The sequence below is a fragment of the Streptomyces smyrnaeus genome (assembly GCF_017676345.1).
GTDB lineage: Bacteria > Actinomycetota > Actinomycetes > Streptomycetales > Streptomycetaceae > Streptomyces > Streptomyces smyrnaeus.
This window is the reverse complement of the sequence record NZ_JAFFZM010000015.1, coordinates 207983-227668: the sequence shown is the minus strand read 5'-3', so window position 1 is coordinate 227668 and position 19686 is coordinate 207983. Positions and strand designations below refer to the sequence as shown.

Genomic DNA, 19686 nt, shown 5'->3' with positions numbered 1-19686 from the left:
TGGAAGTACGCCGCGGCCTGGTGGCGGCCCTGCCACTGGTGGTGGGTTCGGCCCCGTTCGGCCTGCTGTGCGGGGGCATGGCCCGGCAGTCGGGCCTGGGCCTCACGGAGACGCTGGCGCTCAGCGGTCTGGTCAACGCGGGCTCGGCGCAGCTGATCGGGATCGGCATGCTGTCCGCCGGCACGGCCTGGCCGCTGGTGGTGGCCACCGTGCTGGTCGTCAACGCCCGGCATCTGTTCTACTCCGCCGACCTCTCTCCCCGTTTCGCGCACCTGCCGACGCGATGGCGCGCGGCTCTGGCCTTCGGGATGACGGACGCGGTCTACGCGGTGGCTGCCGGACGGTACCGGCAACGGGGCACCGGCCGTTCCGACCGCGCCCACTGGTATGTGGTGACCGTGTCGGCCACCGTGTACGCGACGTGGCTGACGAGCACCCTGGCGGGGTGGGTCTGGGGCGAGAGCCTGCACCACCTGGACGGCCTGGGGCTGGAGTTCGCCGTCGTCGCCACCTATATCGGGCTGGTCGTCCCCTGCTTCACCTCGCCGCGTCCCCTCGTCACCGGTCTGCTGGCCGGGGCCCTGGCCCTCGCCCTGCGGCCGCTCCCCTACCAGGGAGGGCTCTTGGTGGCGACCCTGCTCGCGGTCACCGCGGCCACCTTCGGGCAGTCCCGCACCGGTCCCGGCCCCCGGGGCCGGACAGCCCCCGGAACCGCCCGGCCGTGAGGAACCGGAACCGACCGGCACCGGCACCGGCACCGCGGACGGGTGGAACCGCGGACGGGCCGCGCCCCTGCCGGGGTGCGGCCCGTCGTCGTACGACCCGAGCGGCTGATGTCAGTCGCGGATCAGCGAGCGCAGGACGTACTGGAGGATGCCGCCGTTGCGGTAGTAGTCGGCCTCGCCGGGGGTGTCGATGCGCACCGTGGCGTCGAACTCCACGCCGGTGTCCGTGGTGACCTTCACGGTGGACGGGACCTCACCGTCGTTGAGCGCGGTGATGCCCGTGATGGAGAAGGTCTCCTCACCGGTCAGCCCCAGGTCGAGGGCGGAGCCACCGGTGGGGAACTGCAGTGGCAGGACACCCATGCCGATGAGGTTCGAGCGGTGGATGCGCTCGTACGACTCGGCGATGACCGCGCGTACGCCCAGCAGCGCGGTGCCCTTGGCCGCCCAATCGCGGGAGGAGCCGGAGCCGTACTCCTTGCCCGCGAGGATGACCAGCGGGGTGCCCTGCGCCTGGTAGTTCTGCGCGGCGTCGTAGATGAAGGAGACCGGGCCGTCCGGCTGCGTGAAGTCCCGCGTGAAACCGCCCTCGGTGCCCGGCGCGATCTGGTTGCGCAGCCGGATGTTGGCGAAGGTGCCGCGGATCATGACCTCGTGGTTGCCGCGCCGCGAGCCGTAGCTGTTGAAGTCACGGCGCTCGACACCGTGCTCGGTCAGATACTTGCCCGCCGGGGTGTCGGCCTTGATGGCACCGGCCGGGGAGATGTGGTCGGTGGTGACCGAGTCGCCCAGCTTGGCCAGTACGCGGGCACCGGAGATGTCCTCGACCGGGGCCGGGTCCATGCCCATGCCCTCGAAGTACGGGGGCTTACGGACGTAGGTGGACTGCGGGTCCCACTCGAAAGTGTCGCCGGTGGGAACCGGGAGGGCCTGCCACTGGGCGTCACCGGCGAAGACGTCGGCGTAGTCCTTGGTGAACATCTCCTGGCCGATGCAGGAGGCGACGACCTCCTCGACCTCCTGCTCGGAGGGCCACAGGTCGGACAGGTGGACCGGGTTGCCGTCCTGGTCGGTACCGAGGGCCTCGGTGGTGATGTCGACCTTCATCGAGCCGGCGATGGCGTAGGCGACCACCAGCGGCGGGGACGCCAGGTAGTTCATCTTGACGTCGGGGTTGATCCGGCCCTCGAAGTTGCGGTTGCCGGACAGAACGGAGACGACGGCCAGGTCGTTCTCGTTGACGGCCTTGGAGACCTCGTCCGGCAGCGGGCCGGAGTTGCCGATGCAGGTGGTGCAGCCGTAGCCGACGAGGTTGAAGCCCAGCTTGTCCAGGTACGGGGTGAGACCGGCGCGGTCGTAGTAGTCCATGACGACCTGCGAGCCGGGGGCCAGGGTGGTCTTGACCCAGGGCTTGCGGGTCAGGCCCTTCTCCACCGCCTTCTTGGCCAGCAGCGCCGCGCCGACCATGACGTACGGGTTGGAGGTGTTGGTGCAGGAGGTGATGGCGGCGACGGCCACGGCACCGTGGTCGAGGTCGTAGGTGACCCCGTCGGGGCTGGTGACCTGGACCGGCTTGCTCGGCACGCCGTTGGAGACGGCCGGGGCGTCGGAGGCCGGGAAGGACTCCTTGCCCGCCTCGTCGGTGTCCGCCTCGGAGACGTAGTTGACCACGTCCTGGCCGAACTTGTGCGCGGCGTCGGCGAGCGCGATGCGGTCCTGCGGGCGCTTCGGGCCGGCGATGGAGGGAACGACCGTGGAGAGGTCCAGCTCCAGGTACTCGCTGTACTCCGGCTCCTGCGCGGGGTCGTGCCACAGGCCCTGCGCCTTGGCGTAGGACTCGACCAGCGCCAGCTGCTCGGAGCTGCGGCCGGTCAGCTTGAGGTAGTCGATGGTTCCCTCGTCGATCGGGAAGATCGCCGCGGTGGAACCGAACTCCGGCGACATGTTGCCGATCGTGGCGCGGTTGGCGAGCGGCACGGCGCCGACGCCCTGACCGTAGAACTCCACGAACTTGCCGACGACACCGTGCGCGCGCAGCATCTCGGTGATGGTGAGCACCAGGTCGGTGGCGGTGGTGCCGGTGGGCAGCTCACCGGTGAGCTTGAAGCCGACGACCCGCGGAATGAGCATCGAGACGGGCTGGCCCAGCATCGCGGCCTCCGCCTCGATGCCGCCGACGCCCCAGCCGAGGACACCGAGGCCGTTGACCATGGTGGTGTGCGAGTCGGTGCCCACCAGCGTGTCGGGGTAGGCCTGGCCGTTCCGGACCATGACCGTGCGGGCCAGGTGCTCGATGTTGACCTGGTGCACGATGCCGGTGCCGGGCGGGACGACCTTGAACTCGTCGAAGGCGGTCTGGCCCCAGCGCAGGAACTGGTAGCGCTCGCGGTTGCGGCCGTACTCCAGCTCGACGTTCTTCTTGAACGCGTCGGAGGTGCCGAAGGTGTCGGCGATGACGGAGTGGTCGATGACCAGCTCGGCCGGGGCCAGCGGGTTGATGCGGTTGGCGTCGCCGCCCAGTTCCTTGACCGCCTCGCGCATCGTCGCCAGGTCGACGACGCAGGGCACACCCGTGAAGTCCTGCATGATCACGCGGGCCGGCGTGAACTGGATCTCCTGGCTGGGCTGCGCCTTGGGATCCCAGTTGCCGAGCGCGCGGATGTGGTCGGCGGTGATGTTCGCGCCGTCTTCCGTGCGGAGCAGGTTCTCCAGCAGGACCTTCAGGCTGTACGGAAGCCGGGCGGAACCCTCTACTTTGTCCAGCTTGAAGATTTCGTACGACTCGTCGCCCACCTGCAGCGTGCTGCGGGCGTCGAAGCTGTTCGCCGACACGACAGTCTCCTTCAGTGCCTTGAGTGCATCGGCCGCCGGTGCGCTATGGTGAGCGGGACACGAAGTTAGGTAAGCCTTACCAATCCCTACCGACGCCAACCCGTTTCCGCCCTGCGACAGCGACCGCGACGTATGCCGTCGCCAGTTATCTCGATGTCGAGATAACTCTAATACACGACCGCCCGCCGGTCATGCCTGCCCCCGGGTGCCCACCGCGCGCCGCGCCGACACACGCACGCGCCATGGACCTGAGGCCTTCGCCTGTCCCACAGTGGAGCCGTGGCCTCCACAGACCCGCCGGCCCCCGGACCGCACGGCGCCGAAGCCCCGCACGAGCCCGCGCTGAAGCGGGCCATCGGGCCCAAGCTGCTGGTGCTGTTCGTGATCGGGGACATTCTGGGCACCGGCATCTACGCCACCACCGGCAAGGTCGCCGGCAAGGTCGGCGGAGCGCTGTGGCTGCCCTTCGCCATCGGCTTCGTCGTGGCGATGCTGACAGCGGCCTCGTACGTGGAACTGGTCGGCAAGTACCCCAAGGCCGCCGGAGCCGCGCTCTACACCCAGCGCGCCTTCAAGGTGCCCTTCCTGACGTTCATCGTCGCCTTCATGGTGATGTGCTCCGGGCTGGCCTCCGCCAGCGCCGCGGCACGGGCCTTCAGCGGGGACTACCTCGACGAACTGACGAACGGCGCCCTGCCGCCGACCCTGGTGGCGATCCTGTTCGTACTGGCGCTGGCCGGACTGACCCTGCGCGGCGTCTCGGAGTCGGTGAAGACCAACGTCGTCTTCACCGTGGTGGAGCTCACCGGTCTGACCGTCATCCTCACCGTCGGAGCCGCCGCGGTGCTCACCGGCGACGGCGAACCCTCCCGGCTGGGCGACCTGGAGACCGGCGGCACCGGCTATGCGCTGATCTCCGGAGTGCTGGGCGCCACCGCGCTGGGCTTCTTCGCATTCGTCGGGTTCGAGGACTCGGTCAACATGGCGGAGGAGACCGTGGACCCGCAGCGGACGTTTCCGCGCGGCATCTTCATCGGCGTCGCGGTCACCGGCACCGTCTACGTCCTCGTCGCCCTGATCTCCTCGCTGCTCGTACCGACCAGCACACTGGCAGGATCGAGCGGGCCGCTGCTGGAGGTGGTCAAGGCCGGCGGGGTCGACTTCCCGCACCGGCTCTTCGCCCTGATCGCCCTGTTCGCCGTCGCCAACTCCGCGCTGATCAACATCATGATGGCCTCCCGGTTGTGCTACGGCATGGCCAACGAGCGCATTCTGCCCCGCGCGATGGGCAGAGTGCTCCCCGGTCGCCGCACCCCCGTCGCCGGCATCGTCTTCGTGACGCTGATCGCCGTCGGCCTGGTGTCGACGGGCGAGATCGCCGGCCTCGGGGACACCACGTCCTTTCTGCTGCTGTGCGTGTTCGCCGTGGTGAACGTGGCGGTGCTGGTACTGCGTCGCGACCGGGTCGCACACCAGCACTTCCGCGTCCCGACCGCCCTGCCCGTACTGGGCGCCGTCACCGCACTGGTCCTGGCCGGCCCGCTGGCCGACCGCGACACCGGTGTCTACATCCGGGCGGGCATCCTGGTGCTGATCGGCATCGCCTTGTGGGGCGTCAACAAGCTGGTGCTCAGGGCACGCGGCGAGGACTGACCCGACCGGGCGAGGACCGACCCGGCCGGGGCGTAGGACGGGTCACAGGTCCGGGGCGCAGGGCCCCGCCTGCACCACATCTGGTGGGAGCGCAACCTGGCTGCGGCATTCGGGCGGTTGCCCGGGCGGCACACGCGTCTCACCACCCCCGGGTGCGTTCCTATCTCAGATCTGAGATACCGTTTCCTCTATGACCGACGACTACCTCGCACGTATCGGCCAGTTGATCCGCGACGCCCGTCAGCACCGGGGCTGGACCCAGTCGCAACTGGCGGAAGCGCTCGGCACCAGCCAGAGCGCCGTCAACCGGATCGAGCGCGGGAACCAGAACATCAGCCTTGAGATGATCGCCCGGATCTCCGAGGCGCTGGACAGCGAAATCGTGTCCCTTGGTTACTCGGGCCCGATGCATCTGCGAGTGGTGGGCGGACGGCAGCTCTCCGGCAGCATCGACGTCAAGACGAGCAAGAACGCGTGCGTGGCCCTGCTGTGCGCCTCCCTCCTCAACTCCGGCCGTACGGTGCTGCGCCGGGTCGCCCGCATCGAGGAGGTCTACCGCATCCTGGAGGTGCTCTCCTCCATCGGCGTCCGCACCCGGTGGATCAACGGAGGCGCGGATCTGGAGATCGTCCCGCCGGCCGAACTCGACCTGGACTCCATCGACCAGGAGGCGGCGCGCCGCACACGGAGCATCATCATGTTCCTCGGCCCGCTGCTGCACCGGATGGACCGCTTCCGCATCCCCTACGCGGGCGGTTGCGACCTGGGCACCCGCACGGTCGAGCCGCACATGAGCGCGCTGCGCCACTTCGGCCTGGCGGTCACCGCCACCGAGGGCATCTACCACGCCGAGGTGGAGACGGGCGTCGCACCCAAACGGCCGATCGTGCTGACCGAGCGCGGGGACACCGTCACCGAGAACGCGCTGCTGGCCGCCGCCCGGCACGACGGCGTCACGGTCATCCGCAACGCCTCGTCCAACTACATGGTCCAGGACCTGTGCTTCTTCCTGGAGCAGCTGGGCGTACGGGTCGAGGGCATCGGCTCGACGACGCTGACGGTGCACGGCGTGCCCGTCATCGACACCGATGTGGACTACTCGCCCTCCGAGGACCCGGTCGAGGCGATGAGCCTGGTCGCCGCAGCCATCGTCACCGAGTCCGAGCTGACGGTGTGCCGGGTGCCGGCCGAGTTCATGGAGATCGAACTCGCGGTCCTGGAGGAGATGGGCCTCGACTTCGACCGCAGCGCGGAGTACGCGGCCGACAACGGCCGTACCCGGCTGACGGACCTGACGGTGCGCCCCTCCAAGCTGGAGGCGCCCATCGACAAGATCCACCCGATGCCCTTCCCCGGCCTCAACATCGACAACGTCCCCTTCTTCGCCGCCATCGCCGCCTCCGCGCAGGGCAAGACCCTCATCCACGACTGGGTCTACGACAACCGCGCCATCTACCTCACCGACCTCAACCGGCTCGGCGGCAGGCTGCAGTTGCTCGACCCGCACCGGGTACTGGTCGAGGGCCCCACCCGCTGGCGCGCCGCCGAGATGATGTGCCCCCCGGCACTCCGCCCGGCCGTCGTGGTGCTGCTGGCCATGATGGCCGCGGAGGGCACCTCGGTGCTGCGGAACGTCTACGTCATCAACCGCGGCTACGAGGACCTGGCCGAACGCCTCAACGAAGTCGGCGCCCAGATCGAGACGTTCCGCGACATCTGAGGGGCGGCGGCCGCGGCTTCCCGGAGCCGTCGGCCTGCTCCAGCAAGACCGTGCCCCGTCGACGCTCCGGCGGAGCAGCCACTGCCCCGGGCTGGTGCCCAGCTGTTCGGCGAACCGCGGGCAAGGGTCCGAGTGGAAAGCCCAACACGTTCGGCGGCTCTGGGGCCATCCTGGTCGCAGTGGAGCGGCAGCACCGGGGGGACGACGGCAAACTCACATGCTTGACGTTCTGCGTTGACCCGGTCGCGCACTGCGCCTACCGGCAACAAGGCTGCGGAAGCGGCGAGTTGCAGACCCTGGCCGCACGCGGTGCGTTCCCCCTTACGGTCCCTCCCCCGGACCGAAGGGGACACGCCGCTGCCTGCGACAGCGTCACTGGAGTCGAAGGCCGATACCGCGCCACGGCCCTGTACCGCGTGTACCCGTTCAACATGTGTCGCCCCTCTGGCACGCCGACGGGGACATCGGTGGCCAACTGCCCCAACCGACACAGAACGCCTGAGTACACGTACTCAACTTCGCCTGAAACGACCCAATGGGGCACCGACCTGATCGGTTGCGAACTATAGTTATCACCGTCCTGCCGGCACCCGACCCCCGGCGGGCACACTCAACCAGCGAGAAGGTACGGGGGCAGCACGTGGTTGAGCGTTCGGCGATCCACGATGTGATCGGAGTTCCCGACCCGCATACCATCGCCGAGCCTGGGTCTTCGGCGATCAACGACTTATCCCCCGACAGTCATGGGTCGGCGCGGTTGCAGCTGGCAGGCGGGGCCAAGCCTCAGTCGGACGAGACCGGTTCGGACGGACAGACCGTCTCCGACCGGGCCGCCTGGCGCAAGGCCGCGCACGACACCGACCAGCTCAAGCGGCCCCTCAGCCAGGCCGGAATGCAAATGTTCGTCGACACGCTCGGCGTCAACATGCTCTTCGGCCTGGACGGGACCGACGGGGACTTCGAGTGTGCCGGCGTCATCGCCGATACTCTGCACAGCTCATGGGTTGAGTACGCCGACAAAGTCGCAGACCGCTGCACCCGCCTGGCCGGGAGCATGCACAACGCAGGCACCATGCAGCACAACAACGACGAAGAACGCGGCAGCGAATTCGACCGGCTCTCACACCGCTACCGCGACACCCCCGGGCGGTGAGAGACGGTGAAATGGCAGACGCTCGCCGAGCTCGACACCGAAGCCCTGGGTCGCGCCGCGGATCTCTACAAGAGTCTCTCCTCCGCAGGAGATCGCGGCAAAGACGAGCTCAACAGAAACGTTGCCCCCGGCATCCGAGGCAAGCTCGCAGGCCGCGCCGCCAATGCTGCCCTGCGTCAAGTGGGCCAGCTTGCAGACAACTTCCACTACATGCAGGGCCAGACCGGGCTGATACGCACCAACATCGACCTGCTGCAAGAAATTCTGTGCAAAGCCAAGACCAAGCTCAACCAGACCCTGCAAGAGGCCAAGCGCGAAGGTTTCACCGTCGAGTCCGACGGCTCCGTCTCCTATTCCTCCGCCGTCACGGAAGACGACGACGAAAGCAAACCCTACGGCAGTACAACCAACGGCGCCGACATCAAGAAAATGAGAGCCCGGGAGATCGCCCAGGAAATCTTCGACGCCGTCGAGCAAGCAACCGAGGCCGACAAGACATACGCCCGCGTCCTGCGGCGCCTGAAAGCAGACGACGAACTGCACGTCTCGTCCGGAGACTGGAACGACACCGCTGCCGACGCCGAAGCCTCCCGGAAAGCCGCCGCCAAAACCGGGCCCGACCTTCCCCACCCCCCCGAGGGCAGGAGCCCGAAGGAGAACAAACGGTGGTGGGACCTCCTCGACGATGAGGAAAGGGACCACTACCTCGCCCTCTACCCCGCAGAGATCGGCGCGCTCGACGGACTGCCCGCCGACATACGCGACGAAGCCAACCGCGCCGAGCTGGCCACGACCGAAGGCCGCTACGAGACCGAACTCAACCAGTTGCTGACGGAAAAACCGTCCGGCTGGAAGGACCGCAGGAACCACATCAACGAGACCCTCAAGGGTATCGAAGCCATTGAGAGCCGCTTCGACCGAACCGGCATCAAAGAGCTCCCCTCTGCATACCTGCTCGGCTTCGACCCCAAGGGCCGCGGAGACGGGCGGATCATCCTGGCCAACGGCAACCCCGACACCGCCGACCACACCGCCATCCACGTGCCCGGAACCACGGCGAAACTCTCCACCATCGACGGAGACCTGCACCGCATGGACCGCCTGTGGCGGCACTCGGCCAAAGCAGCCGGCCGCGACGCCTCGGTATCGACGATCACGTGGCTGGACTACGACGCCCCCGACATCAGCCCCGGCCACAACCCGACCCGTGGCAAGTTCGCCGACGAGGGGGCCGAACCCCTCCGGGGGTTCACCGAGGGCACCCAGGCAGCCCAGGGCGGACCGGACGCCTCGCACACCACCGTCTCCGGCCACTCCTACGGCTCCGCGGTTGTCGGCGAAGCCGCCAAGGGCCACCACCTCGCGGCCGACGACATCATGTTCCAGGGCTCTCCCGGCGTCCACGTGCGCCGTGCGGAAGACCTCGGCGTCGGCGCCGACCATGTATGGGCCGTTGCCGCCGACAATACGGTCGATGACACCATGGTGCGCCAGGGAGGACGCGCCTTCCACGGCGGCGGCCCGGACCGGGCAATACCCACCGACACGCGCTTCGGAGGCAACGTCATGGACTACGGCCCATGGAGAGGACCCATGGGGCATGGCAAGTTCTGGGACGAAAAACCCGACGGCGACCCGACGGTCAGCCTATATAACATGGCCCAGGTAGTGGCCGGTGACTACACCAACGTCACGCTCAAACAGTGACCGGACACCGGAAAGCAACCGTTGCAGCCCTACTGAGCCTGATTCCACTGAGGGGACGCTCGATCATGGACAAATCTGGCCTCAAACGGGTCGCCAAGCCGTCCAAGGTGCGCAGAAAGCTCGGATATACACCCGAGGTGCGCCCAGTGCGCCAGGCAGAAGACGAGGTCAACCAGATGTCGTCCCGGCTGGTGGATGCCATGGGCATCCCCGGTAACCCAAGTCACATTCCTGCAGCCGCCGGACCGTGTGACGCCATTGACCCGGATTTCACCACCTACTACAGAGTGGACCATCCCTGGGCACTGTGGGAAGCGGACCCGGACGATTTCGACACCGCCATGGAGAACCTACGCTCCCGACTTCCGGGCATGGGGTGGCGTATTACCAAGGACGGGCCTATGAACAGCAGGGCCCGCAATCCGGAGATCATGGCGGTACACACTACCTCCGGGCATCGTGTGGCGATCAGGGCACTGAAGACACGCTCGGGTGACCTCAAGCCACAGATGGACGTCACCCTCATCTCGCCCTGCTACCAAGCCCCGGAAGGCACCGACCTTTCCCGCGCCTGACAGGAGCCGCCACTGGGACTACCTGCGCGCCCATCCCCACGACGCGACCCGATTCACGCAGCTCAAGCGGGCGATCATCGCCACTGGTAGTCGACCAGGAACTGCTCGACCAGTTCCCTTCAGAGGGCTGGCCGGGCCCAGGAGCGCAGGGGCTGACGGGGCCGCGGCGAGACGTCACGCTCCGCCCTCTCAGTGCTCCGACGCGAAGCGCACGAACCGTCTCCAGCCCTCGCGGCCCACCGTGAACGGCTGACGGGACACATCCTTGGAGTCGCGTACGAGGACGGCCTGCTCGGCGATCGCGACCTCCACGCAGCTGTCGCCATCACTGCCGCTGTAGCTGGACTTGAACCAGGCAAGTTCCGTCATACCGCTGCTCATAGCTCTCCTCGCAGTCGCTCCAGCAAGGCCCGGGACTCCGTGGGGCTCAGGGCCTGCGAGCGCAGTGTGTCATAGCGCTGGCAGAGGAGACTTACCTCTTTCCGGTCCGAAATCAGCCGCCCGTTCCGCTGCCCTTCGGAATAGCAGAGCCGCTGCCCCGCAGGGGTCTCCAAGATCTGAACAGGCCCGTCCAGACACGCATGCAGCCCAGACTCCAGTGGAACTACCTGAAGCGTCACGTTGCGCGGAGCACTGCACTCAAGGACGTGGTCCACGAGTTCGCACATCGCCTCCGCATCGCCGAACCGTCGTCGGAACACATACTCCTCGACGATGAAGCTGAACGGCACCTTCGGTCGCTCCCGCATCATTGCCTGACGCTCCAATCGCGCGGTGAGCTGCGTCTCCATCTCCGCGTCGGTCCGCAACGGGATCGTGCCGTCAAATACCGCCCGCGCATACGCCTCCGACTGCAACAGCCCGGGCACCAGTCGGCACTCGTACGTGCACAGGCTGACCGCCTTCCGTTCCAGCCGAGCCCAGCGGCGGAACCACGCGGCGAGCCCCGCTTCGCCCCGGGTGAGGTGGCGGGCAGCATTCCGCAGGGCGCCGGTGTTGCCCAGCGCAGCCTCCGCGCGCTCCACGAACTCGTCGTCCGGCATGCGGCGTCCCAACTCGACGGACTCCACCGTGTGCTTGGAGAACCGCACGCGGGTGGCCAGTTCCGCGCGGCTGAGCCCCGCATGTTCGCGCAGCGCCTGGACGACCGCCCCGAAGGTGCGCAGACTGTCCGACGGGTGGGGTTCCCGCTCCCACTCCCCCTCCGGAACCGACCGCTCGTCGGTGTCTCCCGCTCCGTACTCGGGCCCGTCGGCGTCTTCCTCGGCGATGTCCATACCCCGCCCCTCTCCGTCCGTACCGCGACGGCTCCTCACGGCCGTCACGCTCACGACTCAGCGTGACGGCCTCCTCCGCGTACCGTCCACTCGAAGTGCCCGTACGCTCACTCCGCGTACGAAGTGCCACGCTCGCACCCATCGGGTGCCGGACGTCACGCTGGCTCCATGGACCGACCCGTTCCACAACTCGACGCCCCCGTCCGCACCTTCACTCAACTGCTCTCATCCACGCGGCGTGGTGCCCGGCTCGCCCGGCTGCTCGGCGTGGCCGAACTCCGCTCGTGGGGCGTTCCGGAGAACATTACGGAGCGTGCTGAAGTCGTCGTTGCTGAGCTCGCCGCCAACGCCGCGCTCCACGGCCGCGTGCCCGGCCGCAGCTTCCGGCTGACGCTCGCCTTCGACTCGTCGGCCACCCGCCTGCGCGTGGAGGTCACCGATGCCCGCGGGGAGCTGTGGCCGCACCTCCCGCCGCCGTCGGACACCGCACCCGATGCACTGCGCACGAGCGGGCACGGCCTGACGCTCGTCGCCGCCCTCGCCGATCGCTGGGAGACACTCCCCTATCCACCCAGTGGCAAACGTGCGGGCGGAGCTGGCCAATCAGGGCTGAAGTCTTCCGACGAACACCAGCCATCTCACGTCTGGGCCTCTCGGCCAGTGCCGCCGGATCTTCAGCCCTTGAGGGAAGCCAGGCCGCGTTTGACGTCGTCCACGTTCATGGCGGGCTGGACGGTGACCTCGGCGCCCATCTCGTTGAAGAAGGGTTCGCTGAGCGCCACGAGCTGGGAGGAGTCCTGCATGTCGAACACCATCAGACAGCTCCGGTGGCCCCGGTCCGGGGTGAAGTAGGCGGCCTCCGGCTGAAGGCGCTGCAGCAGGGATTCGAGCAGCTCGCCCATCCGGCCGCTCTCGATCAGCTCGCTGCCCTTCTCCGTGTCCAGTCTGGCCTTCAGCAACATCCGCATCGTGCGTCTCCTCGCAGGTCGGGGCGCCCGGGCTGTCGGGCGCTCCCACCCTCCCCCGAGGGGCGGCACGGCGCGACAGGGCGGCGTCCAAGCAGGTGACCGGGGCGGGGTCCGGCGTGCGGGTCGACGGGGAGTCAGGGCCGGGCGGTGCGCAGCGGGTCGTACGGCGTCAGATCCAGTCGTACGTCCGGGTCCGGCTCCCGGCCGAGGGCGAGGCGGGCGGCCACGGCGCCCGCGTACGGGCCCGCTGTCAGGCCGCCCGAGCCCAGGCCGTTGGCCACGACGAGGCCGGCCGGCCCGGGGACGGTGCCCAGCAGCGGAAGTCCGTCCGGTCCGGCCGGGCGGAAGCCGACCCTGGTCTCCAGGTGGGTGGCCGGGGCGAGGCCCGGCGCCACCGCCAGTGCCTGGTTCAGGACTTCGGCGAGGCCGGCTGCCGTGACACGGTGGTCGAAGCCGCTGCCGTCCTCGCGGGTGGCGCCGACGACGACGCGGGAGTCGTCGAAGGTGAGCAGGTAGTGGCCGGTGCCTGCCGGAAGGACGACCGGCCAGTGCGCCGTGTCGGTACCGGGCAGCCGCAGGTGGACGATCTGGCCACGCTGCGGGACGACTTCGACGCGTACCCCGACCGGATCCAGCAGCGCCCTCGACCAGGCGCCCGCGGCAGCCACCACGGCGTCCGCCCCGATCAGCTCGCCGGCCACCCGCACCCCGCGTACCCGGCCGTCGCGGGACTCGATGCCCGCTGTGCCGGCGACCGTGCGCAGTCCGTGCCGTTCGGCCGCCGCGACGAGCGCCGCGCGCAGTCTGCGGCCGTCCAACCGGGCGGCCCCGGACAGCTGCAGAGCGGTGCCGCCGAAGCCGCCGTCCTGGTGGCCGAGGGCGGGGAACAGCTGTCGGGCCTCGGTGGCGTCGACGGTGGTGACCTCGCCCGCGTGCGGGTCGGCCGCCGCGCGTGCGGTCACCCGCGCCCGCACCTGTTCGGCGCGCGCCTCGTCCGATGGGAGCAGCAGGAGGGCGCCGACCTTGCGGTAGCCGACCTCGTGCTGTCCGTCCTCGGCGAGGGCCGCGAGCAGTCCCGGGTAGTGCCCGGCGCCGGCCACGGCGAGGGGTTCCTCGTCCCGGCCGGTCCAGGGGCAGATGATGCCCGCACCGGCCGCGGTGGCGCGGCCGGTGTGCGCGGCGTCGACCAGTACGGCCTCGGCTCCCGCCCGGACCAGCTCGTACGCCGTGGCCGCGCCGACGATTCCGGCTCCGATGACGACTACCCGCACCCCGACCCTGCCTCCTCAGCCCTGCCCGGTCTTTCGCAGCAGCATTCCGCAACTGCCCGCGGCAGCCTTTCCGCCGCTCATCATGGCTTTCCGCGGCCCTTTGGAGCCCGGACCAGGATCACCACCGGCGGGTCAGGCGTCAACGCCCGGTCGGTGCTGACTTCCGCTTCGTCGGCCGAGAGCCTCCACAAGTGCCGCCGCTGCCAGGTGCAGGACCGCGACGAAGAGGGTGAGGACCAGGGCCGGGAGATGGGCGAAGGCCCCGACGAGTGCGGTCCCCGCCGCCGCGGCGGTCAACTTCAGCCCGGCGCCGAGGGTGAAGACCTGGGTGCGGGCCTCCTCGGGGGCGTGGTCGGCGCGGATGCGCAAGGTGGCCGTCAGCAGCGGACCGTCGCCCAGCCCCGCGAGGGCGAACAGCGCGACCGTCCACGGGAGCGACGGGGCGAGCGCCGCAGCCGCCAGTGCCGTCGCGGTCGCCAGCAGGCCGAGGCGGGCCAGCCGCGCCGGGGCGGGTGCGCGCCGCCACCGCGCCACCCCCAGCGAGCCGACCAGCCCGCCCACCGCGAACGCCGTCAGCAGCACCCCGCCCGCACCCGGTTCGCCCCGCTGCGCGGCCAGCAGTACGGCCGTGACGGGAAGACCGCCGACGCCGAGGAAGGCCACGCAGGTCGCCACCGTGACGGCCCGCAGCTGCGGGATGTGCCACAGGGCCCGCACCCCGATGGCGAGTTCACCGGGCCGAAGCCCTCGCCTCAGGGGCGGGTGGCGGGATGCGTCGCGGTCGGCGGCGGGGAGCCGCTGCGCCATGCAGAGGAGCGCGGCGCAGCCCGCCGAGGTCGCCAGGAGCGCTGTCGCCAGGGTCGCGGAGGTCGCGGTGGCCGCGGTGCTGACGGCGGCCGGGGCGGCGACGGCGGCGGCGTTGTAGGTGGTGGCGTCCAGGGCGTAGGCGCGGGTACGCGTTTGACCCGCGGGGACTCGGGTGGCAAGCAGGCTGGAGAGGCCACCGGTGACCATGGGCCCGACGCTGCCGCCGACCAGCGCGGCGCCGAGGGTCAGCGGCATCGGCGCCCGCCCCAGTGTCAGGCCCAGCAGGGCGATCGCCGCGCCGAAGACGGCCAGCGCGCAGCCGTGGAAGAGGCGTGGGACGCGGGCCCGTTCGGCCAGCGCGCCGACCACGGGGGCCGCCACCGCGTGCGGTGCCAGCCAGGCAGTGAGCACGAAGGCGCCCGATGCGGGGCTGCCCGTCCGCTCCACCGCGAGCAGGGCCAGCGCGATACCGACGCCCTCGTCCGCGAACCGTGCCAGGAAGGCCGTTGCCAGGTACGTCACCATCAGCGCGGCTCCCGCTCCCTCCACGCGCGTCCCGCGCGCGTAACGCATTGTTTCTATAATGCGTTACATGGAGCAGTACGGCGACCCTCATGGCGGCTCCCCCGGCCTGCGGCCCGGTCGGGGACACCTTCCGGCCGGAGCAGCCGGGGGGAGGCTGATCGACCTCGCCAACGCCGTTCGCGAGGACCCCGCGCTGCCCCGGGACGCCATGGCGGCCCTCCTCGCCCGGCACGGTGAGACGGAGCGGGAGTTGCGCGGCCTGACGGGTGGTGAAGCGGCAGCGCTGCGCCGGGCGGTCGCCCAGCTGACGGAGCGGGTGTTGACCGAGACCGACACCGACCGCGCGGCCGAGGCGCTCAACGTGTTGCTGGAGCGCTGCGCGGCCCGCCCCCGGCTGAGCAGACACGGGGGCCACCCCTGGCATCTGCACGTCGACCGGAGCGACGACGCGAGCTGGGCCGACTGGTTCACCGCGAGTGCTGCGCTGGCTCTCGCGCGGCTGTTGAGCGAGCGCGGTGGTGTTGCCTGGGGCGAGTGCGCGGCCCCGGGCTGCCGGCGGCTCTTCCTCGGGGCCGGGCCCGGTGCGCCGCAGCGTTATTGTTCGCGGGCCTGCGCCACGCGGAGCCGCGTTGCGGAGCACCGGCGCAGACAGCGCGGCGGCTGACGCGGTGAGCGCGGGTCTCAGGGCAGCACCGCGATGCCGTCCAGTTCGATCTGCGCCTCCTCGTCCCAGAGTCGGACCGCGCCGATGACCGCCATCGCGGGGTAGTCGCGGCCGGCGAGCTCGCGCCAGATGCGGCCGAGTTCGGCCGCGTGTGCCCGGTATGCGGGCACATCGGTGGTGTGGACGGTGACGCGGGCCAGATCCGCCGGTGTGCCGCCGCAGGCGGCGAGGGCGGCCAGCAGATTGGTGAGCGCGATCCGGAACTGGCCGGGGAGGCTCTGCGCGGCGATCCGCCCGTCGCCGTCGAGTGCCGTCTGACCGGCGAGGAAGACCAGCCGGGAGCCGGTGGCCGTGACCGCGTGCGAGAAGCCGCGGGGCGGGGAGAGCTCCGCGGGGTTGACCCGGTGCAGAACTCCGTCACCGTCGGATTCCGGGCTCATGGGCGCGGCACCTCCGCTTCCGTCGCGGCCCGCTCCCGGGCCTCGTGCGCTGGTGGTTCCTTGCGCAACTCCTTGTACAGCTCCTTGGCGATGAGGGAACGCTGCACCTCGCTGGCGCCCTCGTAGATGCGGGGTGCCCGCACCTCCCGGTAGAGGTGTTCGAGCAGGTGCCCGCGCTGCAGGGCGGCGGCTCCGTGGATCTGGACGGCGGAGTCGACCACGTACTGCGCCGTCTCGGTCGCCAGCAGCTTGGCCATGGCCGCGCGCCGCGCCAGGCTCCCGCCTCCACCGCCACCGCCACCGCCACCGCCACCGCCACTGTCGTACGCGCACGCCGCCGCGTACACCAGCAACCGGGCCGCCTCCGTACGGGTCGCCATCTCCGCCAACTGGTGCGAGACGGACTGCAGATCGCGCAGGGCGCCGCCGAACGCGCGGCGCCGGTCGGCGTGCGCGAGCGAGGCGTCGAGCGCGGCCTGCGCCATGCCGACGGCGAACGCGCCGACGCTGGGACGGAAGAGGTTGAGGGTGCGCATGGCCACCCCGAATCCCTCTCCCGGCTCGCCGAGAAGGTCGCTGCGGGTGACGCGTACGGCGTCGAAGGTGAGGGTGCCCAGGGCGTGCGGCGCGAGCATGTCGAGGGGCTCGCCACCGAGCCCGGCCCGGTCGGCGGGGACCAGGAACGCGGTCACGCCCCGGGAGCCGGTGGCCTTGCCGGTCGTGGCCTTCCCTGTGGTGGCCTCGCCGGTGCGGGCGAAGACGGTGTAGAAGTCCGCCCAGGGCGCGTTGGAGATCCATGTCTTGGTGCCGGTCAGCCGCCAGCCGTCCGAGCCACCGGCGCCGTCCGAGCCGCCACGGCCGGTGCCGTCCGGTTCCGCGCGCAGTGCCAGCGCGGCGGCGTCGCTGCCCGCACCCGGCTCGCTCAACGCGAATGCCGCCACGGCCCGCCCCGCGGCGACGGCCGGCAGCCAGCGGGCCCGCTGTGCGGCCGTACCCGCGTCGGCGACCGGCCCCGCGCCCAGTCCCTGGAGCGCGAGGGCCGTCTCGGCCTCCGGGCAGGAGTACGCCAACGACTCGCGCAGCAGGCACAGCTCCAGTGCGCCGACCGGACGCCATGGGGGTTCGGCAGGTACCGCGCGGGCCAGCAGCCCGAGTGCGCCGAGTTCGCGCAGCAGACCTCTGTTGACCCTTCCGGGCTCGCCCCGGGCAGCCAGCGGGGCGAGCCGGTCGGCGCCCAGGCCGCGCAGGCGCGCACACCACGCGCGCTGTTCAGGTGTCAGGGCGAACTGGCAGGTCGGTGGCGGGGTGGTGGTCATGGCGACTCCCCTCGGCCGTGGCCCAGTGCGGCCCGAAGCTCCGGGCCGTCACCTCCTGTCTATCGCGGACCATTGACTGCCGTCACCAACGCGTTACGCTCGACGCCACTCACCGTACCGCCGCGGCACCGCCGCCGTACCGGCGCGGAACTGCCGCCGTACTGCCGCCGCACCGGCGCCGCCGGCAGCGCGTGGTCCGTCGGCCGACGTGCGGAAGGCCGCCCGCGAGGGGGTAGAACGGTCATGATTCCGACTCCGTCCGCACACGTCGACACCTTCGCACGGGACCATTTGCCGCCCCGGGACCAGTGGCCCGTTCTCCTGCTGGACGACCCCGCCCTCTCGTGCGCTGCCCGCCTCAACTGCGGCGCCGAGTTGCTGGACCGCACCATCGACCGGCTGGGCGCGGACCGGCCCGCCTTCCACTCCGGCGGGCTGCCGCCGCCCGAGGGCGAGCCGCACGGAGCCCCGACACCGCGGCGCACCTGGTCGTACGGCGAACTGCGCACCACCGTCGACCGGCTGGCGCATGTGCTGACGGGCGAGTTGGGTGTGGTGCCGGGCAACCGGGTGCTGCTGCGCGGGCCGACCAGCCCGGAACTGGCCGCCTGCTGGCTGGCGGTGATGAAGGCGGGGGCCGTGGCGGTGACCGTCCTCGCGGCGCACCGGGCACGCGAGTTGGCGACCATCTGCCGACTGGCGCGGATCTCCCACGCGCTGTGCGACGCGCGGGTGGCCGACGAGTTGGCCAGGGCCGAGGTACCGGGGCTGTGTATGCGGCAGTTCGTCGCCGGTGGCGCTCCCCCGGCTTCCGACGGCGGTACTCCCACCCGGACGAGGGCCCAGGGAGGTGAGGGCGACGTGCTGCGGGTGGCGGCCTCGATGCCGGACCGGTTCGAGGCGGTCGCCACGGCGGCCGACGACGTGGCCCTCATCGCCTTCACCTCGGGCACCACCGGCAGACCCAAAGGGTGTGTGCACTTCCACCGGGACGTACTGGCCGTCGCCGACACCTTCGCCGCGCGGGTGCTGCGCCCGCGCGCCGACGACGTGTTCGCGGGGACGCCTCCGCTGGGCTTCACCTTCGGGCTGGGCGGGCTGGTGGTCTTTCCGTTGCGCGTCGGGGCCTCCGCACTGCTGGACCAGTGGAGCGGCGCGGCCCGCACGCTGGCGGTGATCGCGGCCCACCGGGTCTCGGTGCTGTTCACGGCACCGACCGCCTACCGGGCGATGCTGCCGCTGCTGGACGAGCCGGGCCCGGCCGGTCCCCGCGATCTGTCGTCGCTGCGCCGCTGCGTCTCCGCCGGTGAGCATCTGCCCGCCGCCACCTGGGAGTCCTGGTACGCGCGGACGGGGTTGCGGATCATCGACGGGATCGGGGCCACCGAGCTGCTGCACATCTTCATCTCGGCCGCCGACGAGGCGGTCCGGCCCGGCCGTACGGGAGTGCCCGTGCCCGGGTACCAGGCCCGGATCGTGGCGGAGGACGAGCGGGGGAAGCTGGTGCCGGTGCCGGACGGCACCCCGGGGCTGCTCGCGGTGCGCGACCCGGTCGGCTGCCGCTATCTGGCGGACGAGCGCCAACGCGCGTACGTACGGGAGGGCTGGAACATCACCGGGGACACCTATGTGCGCGACGCGGAGGGCTACTTCCGCTTCGTGGCGCGCGCCGACGACATGATCATCTCGGCGGGGTACAACATCTCGGGCCCCGAGGTCGAAGAAGCGCTGCTGCGCCACCCGGACGTGTGCGAGGCCGCTGTGGTGGGCTGCCCCGACGAACAGCGGGGGCAACTGGTGGTCGCGCACGTGGTGCTGGCCCCCAAGGTCGAACCGGGCAGCGGCACGGCCGAGCGGCTGCGGCGGTTCGTACGCGGGGAGCTGGCCGCGTACAAGTGCCCGCGCCGGTTCGTCTTCCCGACGGCGCTGCCGCGCACCCCCACCGGCAAGCTGCAGCGCTACCGGCTGCGGGAGCGGGCCCCGCAGCCGCAGCCGGGCGGCGGGAGGGGCGGGCGGCAGCCCTAGAGTGACAGCGTGGTTCCAAACGTGTTTC

At 70.6% G+C, this 19686-nt stretch carries 16 protein-coding genes and 1 pseudogene; 9 read left to right on the top strand and 8 right to left on the bottom strand.

The window, feature by feature from the left end; translation table 11 throughout:
* Positions 1 to 20 precede the first annotated feature (20 nt).
* A complete protein-coding gene (locus JW613_RS24195; protein ID WP_209213048.1) occupies positions 21 to 725 on the top strand; it encodes an AzlC family ABC transporter permease in 705 nt (234 codons plus the stop codon).
* Between the two features lie 111 nt (positions 726 to 836).
* On the opposite strand, the gene acnA is transcribed toward JW613_RS24195, so the two are convergent.
* Positions 837 to 3557, bottom strand: a complete 2721-nt coding sequence (gene acnA / locus JW613_RS24190) for an aconitate hydratase AcnA (protein ID WP_209213047.1) — start codon at positions 3555 to 3557, stop codon at positions 837 to 839.
* A gap of 279 nt (positions 3558 to 3836) precedes the next feature.
* On the opposite strand from acnA, the gene JW613_RS24185 reads away from it, so the two are divergent.
* From JW613_RS24185 to JW613_RS24165, 5 genes are all read left to right on the top strand, one after another.
* Complete coding sequence (locus tag JW613_RS24185) at positions 3837 to 5210, top strand: APC family permease (RefSeq protein WP_372447992.1); 1374 nt, start codon at positions 3837 to 3839, stop codon at positions 5208 to 5210.
* Positions 5211 to 5400: 190 nt separating this feature from the next.
* Complete coding sequence (locus tag JW613_RS24180; protein WP_209213046.1) at positions 5401 to 6930, top strand: helix-turn-helix domain-containing protein; 1530 nt, start codon at positions 5401 to 5403, stop codon at positions 6928 to 6930.
* Positions 6931 to 7570: 640 nt separating this feature from the next.
* Positions 7571 to 8083 carry a hypothetical protein gene (locus JW613_RS24175; protein WP_209213045.1) on the top strand — a complete coding sequence of 171 codons (513 nt, stop codon included), beginning with the start codon at positions 7571 to 7573 and terminating at the stop codon, positions 8081 to 8083.
* 6 nt (positions 8084 to 8089) lie between these two features.
* Positions 8090 to 9790 (top strand): alpha/beta hydrolase, encoded by a 1701-nt coding sequence (locus tag JW613_RS24170; RefSeq protein WP_209213044.1) that lies wholly within the window; start codon positions 8090 to 8092, stop codon positions 9788 to 9790.
* Positions 9787 to 10365, top strand: coding sequence for a hypothetical protein (locus JW613_RS24165; protein WP_209213043.1), 579 nt, complete (start codon positions 9787 to 9789; stop codon positions 10363 to 10365). The genes JW613_RS24170 and JW613_RS24165 overlap by 4 nt, the downstream gene beginning before the upstream one ends.
* A 189-nt stretch (positions 10366 to 10554) precedes the next feature.
* Here the strand turns inward: JW613_RS24165 and JW613_RS24160 are convergent, their stop codons facing one another.
* Positions 10555 to 10746, bottom strand: a complete 192-nt coding sequence (locus JW613_RS24160; protein WP_209213042.1) for a DUF397 domain-containing protein — start codon at positions 10744 to 10746, stop codon at positions 10555 to 10557.
* A complete protein-coding gene (locus JW613_RS24155; RefSeq protein WP_209213041.1) occupies positions 10743 to 11642 on the bottom strand; it encodes a helix-turn-helix domain-containing protein in 900 nt (299 codons plus the stop codon). Before JW613_RS24155 ends, JW613_RS24160 begins: the two co-directional genes overlap by 4 nt.
* A 168-nt stretch (positions 11643 to 11810) precedes the next feature.
* Between JW613_RS24155 and JW613_RS24150 the strand changes: the two are divergent.
* Positions 11811 to 12185, top strand: a pseudogene (locus JW613_RS24150) (ATP-binding protein); the annotation flags it as partial.
* A gap of 131 nt (positions 12186 to 12316) precedes the next feature.
* Here JW613_RS24150 and JW613_RS24145 read toward each other — a convergent pair.
* The 3 genes from JW613_RS24145 to JW613_RS24135 all read right to left on the bottom strand — a co-directional run bounded on the left by JW613_RS24145 (position 12317) and on the right by JW613_RS24135 (position 15261).
* On the bottom strand, positions 12317 to 12610 hold the full coding sequence (locus JW613_RS24145) for a DUF3303 family protein (RefSeq protein WP_209213040.1): 294 nt from the start codon (positions 12608 to 12610) through the stop codon (positions 12317 to 12319).
* A gap of 134 nt (positions 12611 to 12744) precedes the next feature.
* On the bottom strand, positions 12745 to 13881 hold the full coding sequence (locus JW613_RS24140; protein WP_209213039.1) for an NAD(P)/FAD-dependent oxidoreductase: 1137 nt from the start codon (positions 13879 to 13881) through the stop codon (positions 12745 to 12747).
* A 132-nt stretch (positions 13882 to 14013) separates the two neighbouring features.
* On the bottom strand, positions 14014 to 15261 hold the full coding sequence (locus JW613_RS24135) for an MFS transporter (protein WP_245226186.1): 1248 nt from the start codon (positions 15259 to 15261) through the stop codon (positions 14014 to 14016).
* 19 nt (positions 15262 to 15280) lie between these two features.
* Here JW613_RS24135 and JW613_RS24130 point away from each other — a divergent pair, with 19 nt between their 5' ends.
* A complete protein-coding gene (locus JW613_RS24130; protein WP_209213038.1) occupies positions 15281 to 15877 on the top strand; it encodes a CGNR zinc finger domain-containing protein in 597 nt (198 codons plus the stop codon).
* Positions 15878 to 15894: 17 nt separating this feature from the next.
* Here the strand turns inward: JW613_RS24130 and JW613_RS24125 are convergent, their stop codons facing one another.
* Positions 15895 to 16317 (bottom strand): RidA family protein, encoded by a 423-nt coding sequence (locus tag JW613_RS24125; protein WP_209213037.1) that lies wholly within the window; start codon positions 16315 to 16317, stop codon positions 15895 to 15897.
* Complete coding sequence (locus tag JW613_RS24120) at positions 16314 to 17633, bottom strand: acyl-CoA dehydrogenase family protein (RefSeq protein ID WP_209213036.1); 1320 nt, start codon at positions 17631 to 17633, stop codon at positions 16314 to 16316. Before JW613_RS24120 ends, JW613_RS24125 begins: the two co-directional genes overlap by 4 nt.
* A gap of 72 nt (positions 17634 to 17705) precedes the next feature.
* On the opposite strand from JW613_RS24120, the gene JW613_RS24115 reads away from it, so the two are divergent.
* Positions 17706 to 19658 carry an AMP-binding protein gene (locus tag JW613_RS24115; protein WP_443742843.1) on the top strand — a complete coding sequence of 651 codons (1953 nt, stop codon included), beginning with the start codon at positions 17706 to 17708 and terminating at the stop codon, positions 19656 to 19658.
* Positions 19659 to 19686 lie beyond the last annotated feature (28 nt).